Origin of the sequence: Sphingomonas faeni (assembly GCF_023195535.1) — a bacterium.
Taxonomy (GTDB): Bacteria; Pseudomonadota; Alphaproteobacteria; order Sphingomonadales; family Sphingomonadaceae; genus Sphingomonas; species Sphingomonas faeni_B.
Genome location: NZ_JALPNF010000005.1, coordinates 183,860 through 201,993 on the forward strand (window position 1 = coordinate 183,860; position 18,134 = coordinate 201,993).

General features: G+C 66.4%; 21 protein-coding genes. 7 read left to right on the plus strand and 14 right to left on the minus strand.

Going from position 1 to position 18,134, the window contains the following annotated elements:
- Positions 1-136 precede the first annotated feature (136 nt).
- Entirely contained in the window at positions 137-2,449 is a 2,313-nt protein-coding gene (locus tag SPHN_RS11880; RefSeq protein WP_248523562.1) for a glycoside hydrolase family 3 C-terminal domain-containing protein, read from the minus strand.
- A 283-nt stretch (positions 2,450-2,732) separates the two neighbouring features.
- Between SPHN_RS11880 and SPHN_RS11885 the strand changes: the two genes are divergently transcribed.
- Positions 2,733-3,233: a MucR family transcriptional regulator gene (locus SPHN_RS11885; protein WP_248523564.1), complete on the plus strand. Its 501-nt coding sequence runs from the start codon at positions 2,733-2,735 to the stop codon at positions 3,231-3,233.
- 106 nt (positions 3,234-3,339) lie between these two features.
- Here the strand turns inward: SPHN_RS11885 and SPHN_RS11890 are convergent, their stop codons facing one another.
- From SPHN_RS11890 to SPHN_RS11950, 13 genes are all read right to left on the minus strand, one after another.
- The gene (locus tag SPHN_RS11890; protein ID WP_248523566.1) at positions 3,340-4,242 is read right to left on the minus strand and encodes a flagellar motor protein MotB; all 903 of its coding nucleotides are present in this window, start codon (positions 4,240-4,242) and stop codon (positions 3,340-3,342) included.
- Between the two features lie 15 nt (positions 4,243-4,257).
- Positions 4,258-5,121, minus strand: a complete 864-nt coding sequence (gene motA / locus SPHN_RS11895) for a flagellar motor stator protein MotA (RefSeq protein ID WP_187504688.1) — start codon at positions 5,119-5,121, stop codon at positions 4,258-4,260.
- A 122-nt stretch (positions 5,122-5,243) separates the two neighbouring features.
- Positions 5,244-6,164 carry a flagellin gene (locus SPHN_RS11900; protein WP_248523568.1) on the minus strand — a complete coding sequence of 307 codons (921 nt, stop codon included), beginning with the start codon at positions 6,162-6,164 and terminating at the stop codon, positions 5,244-5,246.
- 5 nt (positions 6,165-6,169) lie between these two features.
- Entirely contained in the window at positions 6,170-7,516 is a 1,347-nt protein-coding gene (gene flgK, locus SPHN_RS11905; RefSeq protein ID WP_248523570.1) for a flagellar hook-associated protein FlgK, read from the minus strand.
- Positions 7,513-7,875, minus strand: a complete 363-nt coding sequence (locus SPHN_RS11910) for a rod-binding protein (RefSeq protein WP_432715083.1) — start codon at positions 7,873-7,875, stop codon at positions 7,513-7,515. Before SPHN_RS11910 ends, flgK begins: the two co-directional genes overlap by 4 nt.
- Positions 7,872-8,978 carry a flagellar basal body P-ring protein FlgI gene (locus tag SPHN_RS11915; RefSeq protein ID WP_432715084.1) on the minus strand — a complete coding sequence of 369 codons (1,107 nt, stop codon included), beginning with the start codon at positions 8,976-8,978 and terminating at the stop codon, positions 7,872-7,874. The genes SPHN_RS11910 and SPHN_RS11915 overlap by 4 nt, the downstream gene beginning before the upstream one ends.
- 239 nt (positions 8,979-9,217) lie before the next feature.
- Entirely contained in the window at positions 9,218-9,901 is a 684-nt protein-coding gene (locus SPHN_RS11920) for a flagellar basal body L-ring protein FlgH (RefSeq protein WP_248523572.1), read from the minus strand.
- Between the two features lie 14 nt (positions 9,902-9,915).
- The gene (flgG, locus tag SPHN_RS11925; RefSeq protein ID WP_187504693.1) at positions 9,916-10,704 is read right to left on the minus strand and encodes a flagellar basal-body rod protein FlgG; all 789 of its coding nucleotides are present in this window, start codon (positions 10,702-10,704) and stop codon (positions 9,916-9,918) included.
- A gap of 13 nt (positions 10,705-10,717) precedes the next feature.
- A complete protein-coding gene (gene flgF / locus SPHN_RS11930; protein WP_248523574.1) occupies positions 10,718-11,470 on the minus strand; it encodes a flagellar basal-body rod protein FlgF in 753 nt (250 codons plus the stop codon).
- Positions 11,471-11,496: 26 nt separating this feature from the next.
- On the minus strand, positions 11,497-12,768 hold the full coding sequence (locus tag SPHN_RS11935) for a flagellar hook protein FlgE (protein ID WP_248523576.1): 1,272 nt from the start codon (positions 12,766-12,768) through the stop codon (positions 11,497-11,499).
- 30 nt (positions 12,769-12,798) lie between these two features.
- Positions 12,799-13,485, minus strand: a complete 687-nt coding sequence (locus SPHN_RS11940; RefSeq protein ID WP_248523578.1) for a flagellar hook assembly protein FlgD — start codon at positions 13,483-13,485, stop codon at positions 12,799-12,801.
- A gap of 2 nt (positions 13,486-13,487) precedes the next feature.
- Entirely contained in the window at positions 13,488-13,898 is a 411-nt protein-coding gene (gene flgC / locus SPHN_RS11945) for a flagellar basal body rod protein FlgC (RefSeq protein WP_056485088.1), read from the minus strand.
- A 1-nt stretch (position 13,899) separates the two neighbouring features.
- Entirely contained in the window at positions 13,900-14,238 is a 339-nt protein-coding gene (locus SPHN_RS11950; RefSeq protein WP_332797311.1) for a flagellar basal body rod protein FlgB, read from the minus strand.
- Positions 14,239-14,648: 410 nt separating this feature from the next.
- On the opposite strand from SPHN_RS11950, the gene SPHN_RS11955 reads away from it, so the two are divergent.
- From SPHN_RS11955 to SPHN_RS11980, 6 genes are all read left to right on the plus strand, one after another.
- On the plus strand, positions 14,649-15,323 hold the full coding sequence (locus SPHN_RS11955; RefSeq protein ID WP_248523582.1) for a motility protein A: 675 nt from the start codon (positions 14,649-14,651) through the stop codon (positions 15,321-15,323).
- Entirely contained in the window at positions 15,320-15,841 is a 522-nt protein-coding gene (locus SPHN_RS11960; protein ID WP_248523584.1) for a hypothetical protein, read from the plus strand. The genes SPHN_RS11955 and SPHN_RS11960 overlap by 4 nt, the downstream gene beginning before the upstream one ends.
- Positions 15,838-16,332: a flagella basal body P-ring formation protein FlgA gene (locus tag SPHN_RS11965; RefSeq protein ID WP_248523586.1), complete on the plus strand. Its 495-nt coding sequence runs from the start codon at positions 15,838-15,840 to the stop codon at positions 16,330-16,332. The genes SPHN_RS11960 and SPHN_RS11965 overlap by 4 nt, the downstream gene beginning before the upstream one ends.
- 99 nt (positions 16,333-16,431) lie before the next feature.
- On the plus strand, positions 16,432-16,746 hold the full coding sequence (flgM, locus tag SPHN_RS11970) for a flagellar biosynthesis anti-sigma factor FlgM (RefSeq protein ID WP_248523588.1): 315 nt from the start codon (positions 16,432-16,434) through the stop codon (positions 16,744-16,746).
- The gene (locus tag SPHN_RS11975) at positions 16,733-17,050 is read left to right on the plus strand and encodes a flagellar protein FlgN (RefSeq protein ID WP_187504363.1); all 318 of its coding nucleotides are present in this window, start codon (positions 16,733-16,735) and stop codon (positions 17,048-17,050) included. Before flgM ends, SPHN_RS11975 begins: the two co-directional genes overlap by 14 nt.
- A 237-nt stretch (positions 17,051-17,287) precedes the next feature.
- Entirely contained in the window at positions 17,288-18,133 is an 846-nt protein-coding gene (locus SPHN_RS11980; RefSeq protein WP_248523590.1) for a lytic transglycosylase domain-containing protein, read from the plus strand.
- Position 18,134 lies beyond the last annotated feature (1 nt).

An 18,134-nucleotide genomic window follows, 5' to 3' on the forward strand; every position in this document is an offset into this window, starting at 1 on the left:
TGGGGCCTACAATCGTACGCCACCATATCCTTGTTCTCCCGCGAAGGCGGGAGCCCAGTCTGGATCCCCGCCTTCGCGGGGAGACACGTATTTCGTCCTGGGGTTCGCGCTTAGCCGCACAAAACCCCGGACCCGTTTAGCGTCCCTTGGCGTCGAGCGTCTGCGCGGCCACACGGACCGTTGCGGTCTGGACGATGTCCGCAGCGGACGTTGCGAGCATGACCTTGTAGTCGCCGCCAGCGATCTTCCACCCGCCGCTGGCGACGTCGAACGTCGCGAGCAGGCGCGGATCGATCGTGACCGATACGGTCTGGCTCTTGCCGGGGGCGAGATCGACCTTGCGGAAGGCGCCGAGCCGCTTGGGCGCTTCCCAGCCTGCGCCAGATACGTAAACCTGCGCGACTGCCTTGCCTTGCACCGACCCGGTGTTCTGGACGGTGAAGTCGGCCTTGATGCCCTTGCCCGCCGTCGCCGCGGTCAGGCCGGTTATCGCGAAGTTGGTGTAGGACAGGCCGTAGCCGAACGGGAACAGCGGCTTGGCGCCGGTCTTGTCGAACCATTTATAGCCGACCGCCGCACCCTCGATGTCGTAATTGCCCATCGGATGCGCGTCGCGGTCGAGCTTCGGATCGCCCTCCAGCTTGGGCCGCGGGGTCTGCGCGAGCGAGGCGGGGAAGGTCGCGGGCAGATGCCCCGACGGGTTGACCTCGCCGGTCAACACGCGCGCGATCGCCTCGCCGCCCGCCGTGCCCGGATACCACGCCTCCAGCACCGCGCCGACCTTGCCGAGCCACGGCATCACCACCGGACCGCCGGTTTCGAGCACGACCACCGTCTTCGTGTTCGCACGCGCGACCGCGTCGATCAGCGCGTTCTGATTGTCGGGGAGGTTCAGGTCGGGAACATCGAACGACTCGCCGGTCCACTGCTCGCCGAACACCACGACGACATCCGCCTTGCGTGCCGCTGCGGCTGCGGCCTTGACGTCCTTGCCGTCGAGATACGTCACGGTCGCGCCGGTTCGCGCCTGCAACGCCTTCATCGGCGACGACGCGTGATAGGTCTTGGGACCGGGAAAACCGCTAGGGAATTCGTCGGGCACGATCAGGCCGTTGGTCGGCGCGTTGTGCGAATAGACCTGGCTCGAACCACCGCCCGACAGCACGCCGACATCGGCATGTGCGCCGATCAACAGGATCGACTTGGCCGACTTGGCGAGGGGTAGGAGGCCGGCGCTGTTCTTGAGCAGGACGATGCCCTCTTCCGCGTCCGCGCGCGTCACCGCGGCGTGGGCGGAATAGTCGATCCTGGTCGCCTGGTCGCCCGCCACGACCGTGTCGAACGCGCCCACCGAGACCATTCCCCAGAGCACGCGGCGCGCCATATCGGTCGCGCGCGCTTCGCTGACATGGCCGTTGTTGACCGCCTCGCGCAGGGCATCCGCAAAGTACGCCGAGCGATCGAACGCCCAGCCGGACTGCTGGTCGAGCCCGGCATTGGCCGCCTCGCTGGTCGAGTGCACCGCCCCCCAGTCGGACATGACATAGCCCTTGAAGCCCCAGTCGCGCTTAAGCACCTTGTTCAAGAGCCAGTCGTTCTCGCACGCATAATGGCCGTTCACTCGGTTGTAGGAGCACATCACCGAGCCCGGCTGGCCGACCTCGTTGGCGATCTCGAACGCGAGCAGGTCGGACTGTCGCGCGGCCTGTTCGCCGATCCTGTGGTCCATCGTGAAGCGGTTCGTCTCCTGCCCGTTGAAGGCGTAGTGCTTCATCGTCGAGACGACGTGCTGCGACTGGATGCCCTTGATCTCGTGCCCGGTGATCACGCCCGCCAGCAACGGATCCTCGCCGCCATATTCGAAGTTGCGCCCGTTGCGCGGCTCGCGCGTGAGATTCATGCCGCCGGCGAGTTGCACGTTGAAGCCCGACAGGAACGCCTCCCTGCCGATCATCGCGCCACCGGCCTGCGCCAGTTCCGGGTTCCAGGTCGCCGCGGTCGCGATGCCCGACGGCAGCGAGGTGCGCAGGCGCGGCGTCGGCCCGCGCTGGCTGGCGACGCCGACACCGGCATCGGTCTGCCACTGGTTCGGGATGCCGAGCCGCGGGATACCGGGCACGATCCCGGCGGACGCGGGAAGGCCGTCCTTCGGATAGACCCAGTTCTTGACCGGCGTCTTCAACCAATCGGCATTGGTCGCGAAATAGCCGAAAGTCAGCTGCAGCTTCTCGTCGAGCGTCATCTCCTTGAGGATGAGCTCGACCCGTGCGTCGGCGTTCAGCGCGGTATTCATCCACAGCCGTGCCTTGGGCGCCTCGGTCCGCGCCGCCGCTGCACCGGGCGCATTGTTGGTGGTCTGCGCCATAGCGGGCGCTGCAAAGCCGACACTCATCACGACCGAGCCCGCAAGGAGACGTGCAAGAATGGCCTTGGTCCGAGATGCGATCATGAAACCCTCTTTTTTTCTGACTAATGTGTACGTCGGATACGGCCTGCCGAAGCCGTCGCATAGAGGGCGCTGGCGAACAGGACGGCGATCTCCGTCAAAGCCATCGTTTCCAGGCAATCGTTTCCGGGCAAGCGATTTAATCTAAAGCAATTGCAGGGGACTTTGTGATGTAAACCGTATCTCCTCATGCACGTTTTTACAAAAATTGCGGTGTAATTGTTCCGCAAGCGGTTGAACCCAGTCCCGCACGTTGTTACGGCGACGTCAGTCAATGGAGTTGAACATGGCCGAAGATACCACCGACCTGAGCGCCGTCGAACTTGCGACTGAGCTGACCATTGCTTGGCTTGGCAATCCTAATACGCGTAGCTCTGCCGATGACGTTCCTGCCTTTCTCGGCAAGATGCATGACACCGTCGCGGCACTGCTGGGTGCTACCACCGAATCGCCGTCGGTCGAAGCAGTCGCTGAATACACGCCGGCCGTGTCCGTCCGAAAGTCGCTGGCGTCGAAGGATCACATCATTTCGATGATCGACGGCAAGTCATACAAGACCTTGCGCCGCCATTTGGCCACGCACGGCATGACGCCCGCCGAATATCGCGAACGCTATAGCCTCAAGCCCGACTATCCGATGGTGGCCGAGAATTATTCGGAAAGCCGTCGCGCGATGGCGAAGAAGATCGGCCTGGGTCGCAAGCCCGGCGCGCGCAAAGCCGATGCAGCGCCTGCACCCGCCGCAACCACGCGTAAGCGCAAGACGGACACTACCGCCGCCGAATAAGCCCGGCGCGCATCAGCAATGATGTGTGGCACCAGCGAAAAGGGACCGGCGCCGCCGAGCGTCGGTCCCTTCTTCATGCATGCTGCAGTTTTCCCGGGGGAACGGGTTACTTGCCGAACGAACCGCGGCGATACAGCAGCGTGATCGCGACGCGACGGTTGCGCGGATCGTGCGGGTCCTTGACGATCAGCGGCTCGCGGTCGGCCACCCCTTCGATCCGTTCGAACCGCGCTTCCGGCGTGCCGCCCGACAATAGTCGGCGACGCGTCGCCTCGGCACGGCCCGATGCCAGCATCCAGTTGTTCATCGCCCGCGGATCGCCATACGGCACGCTGTCGGTATGCCCACGGATCATGATCGGGTTCTGCATGCCCGAAATCGAGCCCGCGATCATGCCGATCAGCTCGCTGGCCTGCGGATCGAGCGCGGTCGTTCCCAGCGCGAACATCGAATAATCGGCGTCGTCGACCAGGTCGATCCGCATGCCGTCCTGGGTCCGCACGAACCGCACATGACTGGCCAGCCGCGAGAGCTTGGCCGATCCCTGGATCTGGCTCAGCACGCGCTTGCGCATCGCCTCGAAATTCTTGCGATCCTCGCTGGCGAGCGCCTGGCGGTTCTTGATCGATCCCTGCTCGCCGGTCCCGATCGACGGACCGCCCTTGCCCGCATCGGGAATCGCGATCTGCGCCATGCTCGTCTGGCCCGCCTTCGGACCGATCTTGTTCTTGTCGAGGATCGATTCGCCCCCGAACAGCGCGCCGCCGCCGATCCCCAGCGAGCGCGTGTCGATCAACGTGGGGGCGAAATAATCGGCGATGCCCTTGCGTTGCTTTTCGGTGGTCGCACCGAGGATCCACAACAACAGGAAGAACGCCATCATCGCGGTCACGAAATCGGCATAGGCGACCTTCCAGGCGCCGCCGTGATGGCCGCCATGCCCCTCGATATAGATCTTCTTTACGATGATCTTCGGTGGCTGGATGTTGCCGTGGGGCGCGCGGGCCATGCTGTCTGCCGCCCCCTACTTGCCGCGAAGACCGTCGAAGACTTCGGCGAAGCCTGGCTGGTTCTTGTGCGCGATGCCCGAGCGGGCAGCCTCGATCACCAGCGGCTGCGGATGACCGTGCAGCGAGGCGATGATGATCTGCTTGACCACGCCGTAGATCGCCGCATCGGCGTCGAGCACCTGCCGCAACCGGTTGGCGAGCGGCGCGACCATGCCGTACGCGAGCAGCACGCCCATGAACGTGCCGACCAGCGCCGAACCGATCATCGAGCCGAGGATCGACGGCGGCTTGTCGATCGAACCCATTGTCTTGACCACGCCCAGCACCGCCGCGACGATGCCCAGCGCCGGCAAGGCATCAGCGAGGCTGGTCAGCGTCCCATGCGCGCTTTCCTCCTCGTGGTGATGCGTCTTGATCGACTGGTCCATCACCTCCTCCACCGCGTGCACGTCGAGCGTCCCCGACGACACCACCACCAAGCGCAGCGTATCGGCGATCAGGTCGATGAGGGCGTGGTCTTTAAGGAGCTTTGGATATTCCGCGAAGATCGCCGAGGATTGCGGGTCCTCGACATGCGGCTCGAGCGCGATCGGCCCGTCCATCCGGAGCATCTTCATCAACTTGCTGACCAGGAAGATGACGTCGAGATAGTCCTGCTTCTTGTATTTGGGCCCCTTGAAGACCTTGCCGAGGCCAGCGCCGAGCGCTTTGAGTTCCTTGCCCGAATTGCCGATGATCAGCGCGCCGGCGGCGGCGCCGCCGATGATCAGCATTTCGTGCGGGATCGCCTCCAGAACGGGGCCGAGCGCGCCACCCGTAAAGGCGAATCCTCCGAACACCATGACGAGGAGGACGACGATGCCGATGACCGGAAACATGGTGCTGGAAATTCCCCCTGGGCCGACAATGGCAGGTACGTAGCCAGAGAATTAACCGGATTTAGTAGCCAACCGGTTACCAGACGCCGCGCCCTGCCTAAAAAATATCAGTCGTCGAAACGTCAGCGAAGATAATCGAACAGCGAGAGCGAGGAGAGCTTCGAAAAGCTCGCCTGCGTCGCCGACAGGATCGTCATCGTCTTCTGCAGCTCGACCACCGCGGTCGGAATATCGGTATCTTCCAGCGCAGAGCGGGTCGCTTCGCGGTCGACGCCGGTATCCTTCAGCCGCGACGTCTCCAGATCGACCCGCGCCGCGCGCGCACCGAGCGAGGCCTGGACGGTCGACACCTGATCCGATGCCGCGCTGATGTCGGCCAGCGACGTATCGAGCGCATCCGGCGTGAAATCATCCGATTGCAGTGCGGTCGCGATCGCGGCGAGCATCGCCAGCGTGTTGGTACCGCCCTCGATGCTGCCATCGGGCCGCGTCGTGCCACCGACCGTGAAGACCCGTGCCGCGGTCTCGTTCGCCTGCACGCTCTGGCCGTCGCCGATCGGGATACCCGACACCGGCTTGGAGGCAAGCGCGTAGCTGCCGTCGGTGGCAACCGCCGTCGTGCCGTCGCCACCGCCGAACAGGGCCTGCCCGCGTGTGTCCTTGCCATTGGCGAGGCCGGTGAGAGTCGCGACGATCCCGGCGAGCTGTTCGCCGATGGCTTTGCGGTTTGTCGCGTTGAGCGTGCCGTTACGCGCCTGCGTCACGAGGGTGTTCGCGGTCTGGAGCTGGTCGCTGATCGCGCTGAGGCTCGTATCGCCCTGCTTCAGCACCGACGTGGCGGTGCCGAGATTGGCCACATACGCCTTGTCGTCGGCGGTATCGCGCGCGAGCGTTGCGAGCCGCTGATAGGCGACGCTGTCCTGCGACGGCGCGGAAAAGCGCTTGGTCGTCGCGATCTGGGTCTGCAACGCATCCGCCCTGCCGGTGAGTGACGTCATCGTGCTCGCGGCACGATCGTAGAAGAGGCTGGTGGCGATCTGCATGGGCTTTACCGTAGATCGAGGATGGTCTGGAACGTGTCGCGCGCGGTCTGGATCACGCGGCTCGACGCCTGATAGGCCTGCTGGAAGCGCAGCAGGTCGACCGCTTCGCTATCGAGGTCGACACCCGAGGCGGACGCAAGCGACGCGACCGCGCCATCGCGGATCGCGCCTTGCGCATCGGCGACCGTCTTGCGCTGTTCGAGCGCGGCGGCGTTGCCGGCGACGAGCATGGTGGTCCGCGTCTCGAAGCCGCCGCTGGTGCGGACCGCCTGCAATGCCGACAGATTGGAGGCATCGCGCATACCGCCGGTAGCGCCGGCGGCGGCGATCCCGCGCGGATCGGTCAGCGAAACGGAGATGTCGGTCGGGCTGGTGCCGGTCGCGAACAACGCGGCACCCGGATTGCCGTCGAGGTCGCGTCCCTGCGCCTGAACCGCGTTGACCTGGGCGGTGAAGTCGCTGGCGATGCCGTTGAGCGATTCGCGCGCCGCGGCGATCCGCTGCGCGCCGTCGGCCATCCCGGCAAGCGCACCGCCCGTCGGCGACAGGTCGGACGTGACGCCGCCGCGCGTCACCGCGAACTGCACCGCGCCTTCGTCGTTGCGGGCGAACGACGCCTGCCCGCTTTCGTTACCCGCCACGAATACCGTGCCGGTCGCGCTGCCGAGCCGCACCGTCGCGCGCCCGAGATCGTCGAATGCCGTGCTGACATCGGTCAGCGTGCTCATCTGGTCGAGCAGCTGGTCGCGCTGATCGGCGAGCTGTGCCGCGCTCGACGAACCCGGCTGCGTGCGCGCGAGCCCGTCATTGACCTTGGCGAGCGCGGTGCCGAGCGCATTGAGCGACTGGACCGCCTGCGTTGCGGACGAATCGAGTTCGGTCGCGGCGGTATCCAGCGCCTTGCCGGTCGCGGCAAAGGCCTCCGCCGCAGTCTTCGCCGCTTCGAGCATCACCGCGCGTGCCGGTACCGAGGTGGGGTCGGCGGACAAGGTCTGCGCGGAACCGAAAAAACTGGTGAGCCGGTCGCCGAGCTTGTTGTCGCCGAGCGAGGCTTCGATCCGGCTCATCCACGCGACGCTCGTTTCGGTCTTGCCGAGGTCGGTGCCCGCGGAGCGGACCGCCTGCGATCGATACGCATCGGCGCTGCGGCCGACGCCGACCACGACCACGCCACTGCCGGTCGCCGAGTTGCGCGCGTTGATCCCGCCATTGACCGACGAGACCTCGGCGAGCGTCGTCGTCCGCCGGGTGTAGCCGACCGTCCCTGTGTTCGCGATGTTCTCCGACACCGTCGACAGCGCGGTCTGGTAGGCGCGAACGCCCGAGGCGCCGATCGAGAGGAGATCGCTCATGGCGGCGAACCTGCCGTGGGTTCGTTAAGATCGGATTGAGACTTTGCCAGGAAATCGGTCATCGCCTTGCCGATGCCGAGCGGCGTGTGCTCGGCCATCGACTTCGCGACCAGACCGTCCTGCATATCGGTGAAGGTATCGATCGCCTTCGAATCGAACAGCGGATCGCTCAACTTCGCCTGACGCATGCTCTTGAGCATCATGCCGGTGAAGACCGCCTCGAACTGCTGGCCCGCCTTGTCGAGATTGTCCTTCGACTTGAGGCGGCTCGTGTCGGTCGAGATGCCGGTGGTTGGCCCAGTCGTCGGCGTGGCCGTCGGCGTGGTCGTCAACGTGGCGGGTGCGTTGAGCGGGCTCACAGGACGATCAACTCGGCCTTGAGCGCGCCGGCTTCCTTCAGCGCCTCGAGGATCGCGACAAGGTCGGCCGGCGATGCGCCGATCGCGTTGACCGCCTTGACGATGTCGGCAAGCCGGGGGCCGGGGTTCAGCAGGAACATCGGGCGACGCTCCTCCTCGACCGCGACGGCGCTGTTCGGGGTGACGACGGTCTGGCCGCCGCTGAACGGGGCCGGCTGGCTGACCTGCGGCTTCTCGTCGATCCGCACCGTCATCTTGCCGTGCGTGATCGCCGCAGGGCCGACCCGGACCGCGGAATTGATGACGACGGTGCCGGTGCGCGCGTTGACGATCACCTTGGCGGACGGCTCGGCGGAGACGACGTCGAGATTCTCGATCGTCGACATCAGCGTGGCGCGGATATCGGCACCGAACGGCGCGCGCACCGCTACCGAGACCGCGTCGATCGCCTGCGCGCTGCCGAAGCCGAGCTTCGAGTTGATCGCGCCGGCGACATTCTGCGCGGTGGTGAAATCGGCGCGGGCGAGGTTGAAGGTGAGCGTCGGTGCGCTGTCGAACCCGGTCGCGACCGCGCGTTCGACGGTGGCGCCTTCGGGGATGCGACCGGTCGAGGGTACGTTGACGACGATCTTCGACCCGTCCGCACCTTCTGCGCCCAGGCCGCCGACCGCGAGGTTGCCCTGCGCCATCGCGTAGATCTGGTTATCCGCGCCGAGCAGCGGCGTCATGATCAGGCTGCCGCCGCGCAGCGACTTGGCCTTGCCCATCGACGCGACGGTGATGTCGAGCCGCTGGCCGGGCTTGGCGAACGGCGGCAGTTCGGCGGTGATCATCACGACGGCGGCGTTCTTCATGCCCGGGTTCGCGGACGGCGGCAGTTGCAGGCCGAAGCGCGACGCGACGGCTTTGAGCGACTGCACGGTGTATTCGAGATTGTCGTCGCCCGTGCCGGGGAGACCCACGACGATGCCGTAGCCGGTCAGCTGGTTCGACCGGATACCCTGGAACCCGCCAAGATCCTTGATCCGGTCGGCCGAGGCCGGCGCGGCGATCAAGAGCGATGCGAGGAGAGTGGCGAGGAGACCTGCGAATAAACGAAACACGGTCTTTAGTCCTTTACCGTTCGTGCTGAGTAGCGACCGAGTAGGCGCGCAGCGGCGTATCGAGATGAGCTGGTCGGATCTTCCCCCGGAAGATCCTGAACATGCCGGGGGCATGTTCACCAGCTCACCGTATCGAAGCATGGGTTCCGCGCGCCAACCTGTCCTTCGATACGAGCCCTCGATACGCGCCTTCGGCGCTACTCGGTCTCTACTCAGGACGAACGGCTGGTGATTGCGCATCAAAACGGGCTGACGACGGAGAAGAAGCGGCCGAGCCACCCCTGGCGGCCGGCGCGGGCGACGTCGCCCTTGCCGGTGTACGAGATCTGCGCGTCGGCCACGCGGGTCGACAGCACGCGGTTGTTGGCGTCGACATCAGCGGTGCGGACCAGACCCTTGATCTTCAGGAACTCGTCGCCGCGGTTGAGCGTGACACGCTTCTGGCCCTGCACCAGCATCGTGCCGTTGGGATAAACTGCGGCGACGGTCACGCTGACCTCGCCCGAAAGCGAGTTCGCCTGGTCGGCGGCCCCCGTGCCGTTGAAATTGCGCCCGCCGCTGATCGAGGCATCGCTCTTGCTGAACAGGTTGAGCGCGCCGGTGGTCGGCGGCGTGATGCTCGCCCCGCCGTTGCTGTCGAGCTTCGACCCCGACGACTTCGACGCGGCGGTCCGCTCGACCAGCACGATCGTCAGCGGATCGCCGACCTTCCGCGCGCGCCAGCCTTCGTACAGCGCGGCGTAGCCATCCTGCGCCTGGAAGATCGAGCCTGTGGCGACGACCGGGACCGGCTGGACCGGCAACGGCCGCGCGACCGAGAAATCCTCGGGCGGCACCTTCTTGCCGAAGATGCTGGCATCCGCCGACGTCGGGCCGGCGATCGCCGCGATGGCGATAAGCGAAATGAAGGATAAGCGGATCATGCTGCGCTCCGCGATCAGATGTTCTGGTTGACGTATTTGAGCATGTCGTCGGTCGCCGAGATCATCTTCGAATTGACCTCGTACGCGCGCTGCGTCTCGATCATGTCGACGAGTTCCTCGACGACGTTGACGTTCGACGCTTCGAGCATGCCCTGCTTGATGTTGCCGCGGCCGTCCTGCCCGGCGATGCCGACATTGGCCGCGCCGCTGGCCGCGGTCTCGACGAGGTAGTTGTCGCCGGTCGCCTGGAGCCCTGCACCGTTCGGGAAGCTGGCGACCTGGATCTGGCCGATCTGCGTCGCCTCGGTCTGGCCGGGCACGGTCGCCGACACGGTACCGTCCGAACCGATCGTGATCGCGGTCGTGCCCTCGGGCACGGTGATGCCGGGTTGCAGCTGATAGCCCTCGCTGGTGACCAGCAGGCCTTCCGCCGAGCGCGAGAAATTGCCGGCGCGGGTATAGCCGAGCGTGCCGCCGGGCATCTGCACCTGGAAATAGCCGTCGCCGTCGAGCGCGAGATCGAGGCTGTTGCCGGTCGTCTGCATCGCGCCCTGCGTGTCGATCCGCGCCGTGCCCTGGAGCCGGACGCCGGTGCCGAGGTTGAGCCCGGTCGCGTATTTGGTCTCCGCGGTGCTCTGCGTACCGGGCGTCGTGACGACCTGATAGGCGAGCGCCTCGAACGCCGCACGGTCCTTCTTGAAGCCCGTCGTGTTCACGTTGGCAAGGTTGTTCGAGATGACGCGCATGCGGGTATCCTGGGCGTCGAGCCCGGTACGCGCGATATGCATGGCTGCGGATGACATTCGTCGGTTCCTTCTAGCTCGGCAGGCGCATCAGCGATGCACCGCTTTCATCCATGTCCTTGGCGGACTTCAACATGTTGGCCTGGACTTCGTAACTGCGCTGGTTCTCGATCATGTCGACCAGCGCCTGCGTCATGTTGACGTTCGATCCCTCGATCGCGCCGCCCTGCACCTTCGCATCGAGATCCTCGGGCAGCGTCCCCCCGCCCTTCACGCGCAGCAGGTTGTCGAGACCCTTGACGGTGTCCGACCCCTTGGTGTCGGCGAGCTTGAGCTTGTCGATCACCTGCGGGTTCTGCGCGTCGCCGCCCTGCGGGATGATCGAGATCGTCCCGTCGGCGGAGATCGACAGCGACTGGTAGGGCGGCAGGGTGATCGGCCCCCCCGAGCCGATCACCGGGTGCCCGTCGCCGGTCTGGAGCACGCCCGACGGCGCAACCTCCAGATCGCCACGGCGGGTATAGGCTTCCGAACCGTCCGACGCCTGCACCGCCAGCCACGCGGTGGTGCCGGTGATCGCGACGTCGAGCGGACGCCCGGTCAGCTGGATCGCACCCGGCGCACGATCGGCGTCGGTGACCTCTTCCGAGGTCGGCGCGCGCGCCTCGATCGTAGTGCCGTCGCCCTTCAGGTCGAGCCGGTCGAACACCACGCGGTCGGCGCGAAAACCGGTCGTCGACGCGTTCGCCATATTGTTGGCGATCGCCGCCTGCGCCGCCATGTGCGCGCGCAGGCCCGTCGCCGCGGTGTAGACCAGCTTGTCCATTCAGGTTCCCCCCGCCCCGCTATCGATCAGCTGCGGATGTTGAAGATGGTCTGCGAGATCTGGCTGGCGGTATCCAGGGCCTTCGAATTCGCCTGGAAATTGCGCTGTGCCGCGATCAGGCTGACCAGTTCCTCGGTGATGTCGACGTTCGACCGCTCGATCGTGCCCGACATCAGGTTGCCGAACCCGTTCGAGCCCGCCTCGCCGAGCTTCGCCTCGCCCGACACGCCGGTCGACGACCAATAGCTGTTGCCGAGCTGGCGCAGGCCCTCGGGATTGGAGAAGTTGGCGAGCATCACCTGGCCGAGCGCCTGCGTGTCGCCGTTCGAGAAGCTCGCCTTGACGATGCCCTTCTCGTCGATCGTCACGCCCTGGATCTGGCCGACCGCCTTGCCGTCCTGCGTCCGCGAGTTCACCGCAAACGCGCTCGCCTTCTGCGTGGTCGCGTCGCCGCCGAAGCTGAAGGAGATCTGCTGCGGGGTCGCCGAACCGGCCGTGGTGAACTCGTCATACGCGATCGGTGCGGTCGGGTCGGTCAGCTTGCCGGTTCCGTCGAACGTCATCGTCGCCCCCGCGACGCCGCCGCTCAACAGTTCCTGGTCGCCGACGAAGCTGTGGACTTCCCACGTGCTCGGCGTGGTCGCGTCGGTCGATACCGAGGTGCGCTTGAAATAATTGGTCAGCGTCATCGCGTTGCCCGACGCGTCGTAGACGGTGGTCTGCGCCGACTGGTTGTAGCTCGACGGATCGAAGCGATCGAACGTGGCCGTGGTCGGCACTTTCGAGCTGGCGTTGAGGTTGACGCCCAGCGTGACCGCCTTGGTCGGTGCCGCCGTGCCGCTCGTCTCGGGCAGCTGCAGGCTGATCGCCGACTGGAGCCCGGTGGCGACGACGCTGCCCGATCCGTCGACCGGATAGACCTGGAGGTGGCTGCCGTTCGAATCGACGACGAAGCGGTCCGCATCGACCAGAAAGCCGCCGTTGCGCGTGAAGCTGACCTGCGACGAGCCGGTCTCGGGCTTCACCACGAAGAAGCCGTCGCCCGATACGGCGAGATCGAGCGCGTTCGCCGACTGGATCAGATTGCCTTGCGCGAACTGCTGGCGGTTACCCTTGACCATCACGCCCGAGCCGACCTGCTGCGACGGCGCGACCGACACGCTGGAGGCGATCACGTCGGCGAAATCGGTGCGGCTCTTCTTGAAGCCGTTGGTCGAGACGTTCGCCAGATTGTGCGAGATCGTCGACATCTCGGTCTGCGATGCCTGGAGGCCGGAAAGCGAAGTGTAGAAGGACATGCGTTTAACTCCTTGAAATCGAGGGTGCGATCAGCCGATCTGGCGGACTGCGCTGACCGGCACTTCGCCGATCCCGGGAAGGATGAGGATGGTGGTACCGGTGGTGGTCGAGACCGACTGGACGGGTGCCCAGACCAGCCCCGTCGCGGCCACCGCGGTGCCGTTGTTCTGGGCGTTGATGCTGACCGTGAACGGGCCGCTGCCGGCGTCCGCACCGGTCGAATCCTTGCCGTCCCAGTCGTAGCCGACGGTGCCCTTGGCCTGCGCGCCGAGCGGCATGGTCTTCAGCGCGACGCCGTTCATATCGCTGATCGTGACGTTGACGCCGGTCGCGGCACCCGCCAGTTCGACCGAACCCGCGATCCCGCCACCGGTACGCCCGTACGCGGTGCTGCCCTCGGTCAGGACGGTCTTGCCGACATACCCCATCGCATCGCTGGCGCTGGTCGCGCCGAGCTTGTCGGAGATCGCCTTCATCGTCGTGTTCATCTCGGAGATGCCGGCGAGCGAAGAGAACTGCGCCATCTGGGCGACCATCTGGGTGTTGTCGACCGGGTTGAACGGATCCTGGTTCTGCATCTGCGCGGTCATCAGCTTCAGGAAGTCGTTCTGGTTGAGCGTGCCCGACTCGGCGGCCGTCGTGGTCTTCGGCGCGGCCGCGGTCGAAGAGCGCGTGATGCCGATGTTGGACAGCGTGGTATCGAAGGAGGATGCCATGATCAGCGACCTAGCTTGAGGGTATCGATGATGAGCGACTTGGCCGTGTTCATCACTTCGATGTTGTTCTGGTAGCTGCGGGCGGTCTCCATCATGTCGACCATCTCGCGGGTTTCATCGACCGCCGCCTCGAAGATGTTGCCATCCTTGTCGGCCATCGGATTGTCGGGATCGTAGCGCTTGGTCGGCGCTTCGCCGGCGGTGACGACGCGCTCGACGTCGACCGTCGACATGCCGCTGGCCGCATCGAAGCTGGTGCGAAAGACCGGCTTCATCGTCTTGTACGCGGCCTCCGCGGACCCGGCGGTGCCGCCGGCATTGGCGAGGTTCGACGCGGTCGTGTTCATCCGGACGAGCTGCGCGGACATCGCGCGGCCGGCGACCTGAAAGATCGTCATGGGCTGGTTGGACATCTTATTCCCCCTTCAGCGCGCGGGTGATCTGGCCGATCCGCCCGTTCAGGAACGACAGCGTCGTCTGATACTGGACGGCGTTCTCGGCGAACGCGGTCTGCTCCTGGCTCAGCTCGACGGTGTTGCCGTCCATCGAGGTCTGCGTCGGAATGCGGTATTTGGTTGCCGCATCGGTGCCGCCATCGTGCTCGACCGCGGCGAGCGCCGCCTGGAAATCGATGTCGCGCGCCTTGAAACCGGGCGTCGACGCGTTGGCGATGTTCGACGCCAGCACACCCATGCGCTGCGAGCGCACCTCGAGTGCCGCCCCATGAACTCCGAAAAGCGTGTCGCCTGACACAAGCCCGTCTCCTGGCGCACCAATTGCGCAACCGGACATAAGCAATGGCCGTGCCAGTTTTGGCGGTTAGGGTGGCGGATGGCGTTTTGCCGGGTGGCGGCAAGGGGGCGGCAGGGCGAACGGCAAGCGGTTGCCGGTGTTGCAGGGGTGAGCGGCAAGTACGTTGCCGGTTAAATCGTCAAGGGCGGCAAACCGAACTTCTGTCTCGCACTCCCACTATGTTTCCCCGCGAAGGCGGGGACCCAGCCTGGGCTCCCGCCTTCGCGGCAGAACAAGGAAGCGAGGGCTGTCGCTGGCTTTCTCCGCCACCCCGGCCTTCGCCGGGGTGGTGCCGTTTCGGACGCGCTCATATCCGGCACGGTAAAGGGCGCCGCCACAATCCGGCACACCCCTTGCATCGCCCCACGCACATGATCACGCTCGCCCAACTCCTCGATCCTGCAGCACTCGCCATCGTCGGTGGCGGCACGGTGCTGGCGGTCGTCCTCCGCACCCCCTTCCGCGATCTCGGTCGCGCGCTCGTTGCGGTGACGACGCTCGCCCGCGGCCGGTTCGATGCCGATCCGTTGCTCCAGCAGATCACCGCGCTCGCGCGCATCGCCAAGCGTCACGGCGTGATGGCCCTCGATCGCTCGGTCATCACCGACAGGGACGTCGCCGCGGGCATCGCCGCGATCGTCGACGGCGCCTCGGCCACCGACGTCGCGACGCTCGTCCAGCATCGCCGGCGCGCCCGCATAGAGCGCCACGTCGCCGCCGCCGACGTCTGGGCCGGCGCGGCAGAGGTCGCCCCCGCGATGGGCATGGTCGGCACGCTGATCGGCCTCGCGCAGATGTTCGCGACGATGAGCGATCCCGGCGCGATCGGCGGCGCGATGGCGGTGGCACTGCTCGCCACGCTGTACGGCGCACTATTCGCCAACCTGCTCTTCATGCCGATCGCCAACCGCCTGCGCGCACAAGGCCGCAACGAAGCGTTCGAACGCGCCCGGATCGAAGCGCCGCTCGTGGCGCTCGCCGAACGCGAGACGCCGCGCGGATATGTCGCACCCCATCCTGCCCCAAGTCTGGCCACCGTCGCATGAACGCCAGCGAATACCCCGACGCGCCGACCGGCAAACCGCTCTGGCTGATCACGCTCGCCGACCTCGCGCTGTTGCTGGTCGGCTTCCTCGTGCTGCTGCAGGCGACCCACCATATCGGCGGAAAGGACCTCGCCAAGGGCATCCGCCAAGGCTTCGGCGCGAACGATGCGGAGCCCGCGCCGATGCCCGTCGCCGCCGCCGGTATCCTCGATTTCGCGCCCGGCTCGGCGATCCTGCCGACCACGCCCGGCGCGCTGGTCGCCTGGGCGCGCGAGGCCGCGCGGGATCCCCGCGTGATGCTCACCGTCACCGGCTCGACCGACGGCACGCCCGCCGATATCGACCGCGTGACCGGTAGCGCCGCGATCCTCGCCGCCGACCGTGCGCGTACCGTCGCCGCCGCGCTCGCCGCGGTCGCACCGGCGCGGGTCGCGATCGTCACCGCCACCAAACCCGGCCGCCGCGCCGCCATCGTCTCCGTCGCCTTTGTCGGCGAACCGCTTAGGACAACCCCATGATCCTCCCGCTCCTGCTCGTCGCCGCCAGCTTCCAGGATACCGCCGCGCTCGATCGCTCGGTCGCCGCCTTTACCGGCCGCCCGACCGGCGCCGAGGGTGGCGCGCGCACGCCGGTCGACGCGCGACTGCGCCTCGCGACCTGTCCGACGGTGTCGCTGTCGTGGCGCACGGAGCAGCATGATGCGGTCGTCGTCTCCTGCGCCGGCCCTGCGTGGCGGATCTTCGTGCCGGTCATCCGGCCGGCGAACGCCCCCGCCGCGATCGCCGCGTCGTTCGTTCCCGTCGCCAAGGCCGCACCGGTCATCAAGCGCGGCGATCCGATCGTGATCGAGGCCGGCACCGAGGGCTTCTCGATCAGCCGCGAGGGCGTCGCGATGGGCGACGCAGCCCCCGGCGGCCGCTTCATGGTCAAGGTCGACGCGACGCGCACGCCGGTCCAGGCGATCGCCGTCGAGGCGGGCCGTGCGACGCTGCCCGGTTGGTCGAACTAGGGTTGGTCGAACTAAATTCGGCAGACAGATTAATTTCGCTAAAGCTTTTCGCCATGCTGCCGTTCCTCCTGTTGTCATCGCAAACCAAAGGATGCGGACATGGTGGACTCGATCGGTGCGAAGCCGTCAGTAGCAGGAGATCGTTCCGTCGCGCGCGTCGCCGCCGCGACGCCGACGACGCCCGTTCAGACAATGGTCGTACAGAGCCCGGTACAGCCCCAGGCGCAGGCTTCGGTGCCGCCGGAGTCGATCGGACTCGCCAAGTCGATGGCATCCGCCGCGCCGGTCAATGCGTCGCGCGTCGCCGAGATCAAGAAGGCGATCGCCAGCGGCAATTTCCCGATCCTCCCCGCGACCATCGCCGATCGGCTGATGGCGTTCCGCCTGGACTGGACTTCGAATGACAAGGCGTGATGCCCTGATCCGCGTGATCGACGCGCTCCACGCGGAGATCGCCGCGCTGAAATCGAACGACGTCGCCAGCCTGGAGCGCGCGACGGCGGACAAGCTCGCCGGGATCGAACAGATCGCGACGCTCGGCACCGGGCCGGCGGGCACCGAGATCCGCGAGCTGGCCGACGAGGCGAACCGGCTCAACGAGACGTGCCGGATCTACACCAATTTGATGGCGGCAAATGTCCGCCGCCGCCTGCAAACCCTGACCGGCGACGGTGCCGTTGCCGGGTATCGGCCGGGGCTGAGGGCGGCGTACGCGTAACAGCGTGACCGCCTGACACGGCTCACAGAATGACCGTCACCCCAGCGAAAGCTGGGGTATCCCCGTGATAGGGCGCATCCTTGCCGCGGGAGACCCCAGCTTTCGCTGGGGTGACGGAATTTTGGGACGGGGCTCCGAGAAAGCGCCGTATCGCCGATCTTGGGATCAGAGCCCCAAAGTCGAAACTGGCACGCCCCTTGCTGAGTATCCCCTGAACCAGGGGCACCGCACACGGGCATGACCGTCAATCCTATCACTACCGGCCGGATCCAGTCCGCGATCGCGCTTGCGAGCAGCAAGACGGGCGTGGATTTCGATTATCTGCTGGGCCAGGCGAAGCTCGAGAGCGGGCTCAACGCCAATGCCAAGGCCGGCACGTCGAGCGCATCCGGCCTCTATCAGTTCATCGAACAGAGCTGGCTCTCGGTCGTCAAGAAGCATGGTGCCGAGCACGGCATGGCCTGGGCCGCGAACAGCATCGGCCAGTCGTCGAGCGGCCGTCTCTCGGTCGGCGACGCCGGCACCAAGGCGGCGATCCTCGCGCTGCGCAACGATCCAAACGCCGCCTCGCTGATGGCCGCCGAATATGCCTCGGACAACAAGGCCTCGCTCGAAGGCACGTTGAACCGCCCCGCGTCGGGCACCGATCTCTACATGGCGCATTTCATGGGCCTCGGCGGCGCGACCAAGTTCCTGAAGACGATGCAGGCCAACCCGCAGGCGAGCGGCGCCGCGCTGTTCCCCGCCGCCGCGCGCGCGAACCACAATGTCTTCTACGATTCGAACAACCAGCCGCGCACGCTCTCGGCGATCTACGACCGGTTCGCCGACAAGCTCGGTGGCGCCGCCGCAGGGGCAAGCGCCACCGCAACGCCCACCAACTTCGCGTCGCAGGCGCTCGAACTGGGGGGCAGCACGGTCATCACCGGCAGCAACGAAAGCGCCGAAGACGCACTTGCCTGGGCCACGACGGCGATGGGCAAGTTCACGGGCCGGACAACGCAGGCCGCCGCCAGCATCCTCCGCCCGACCCCCGACACCGCGCGGCTCGCGTACATGATGCTCGCACGGTTGGGCGGCTAAG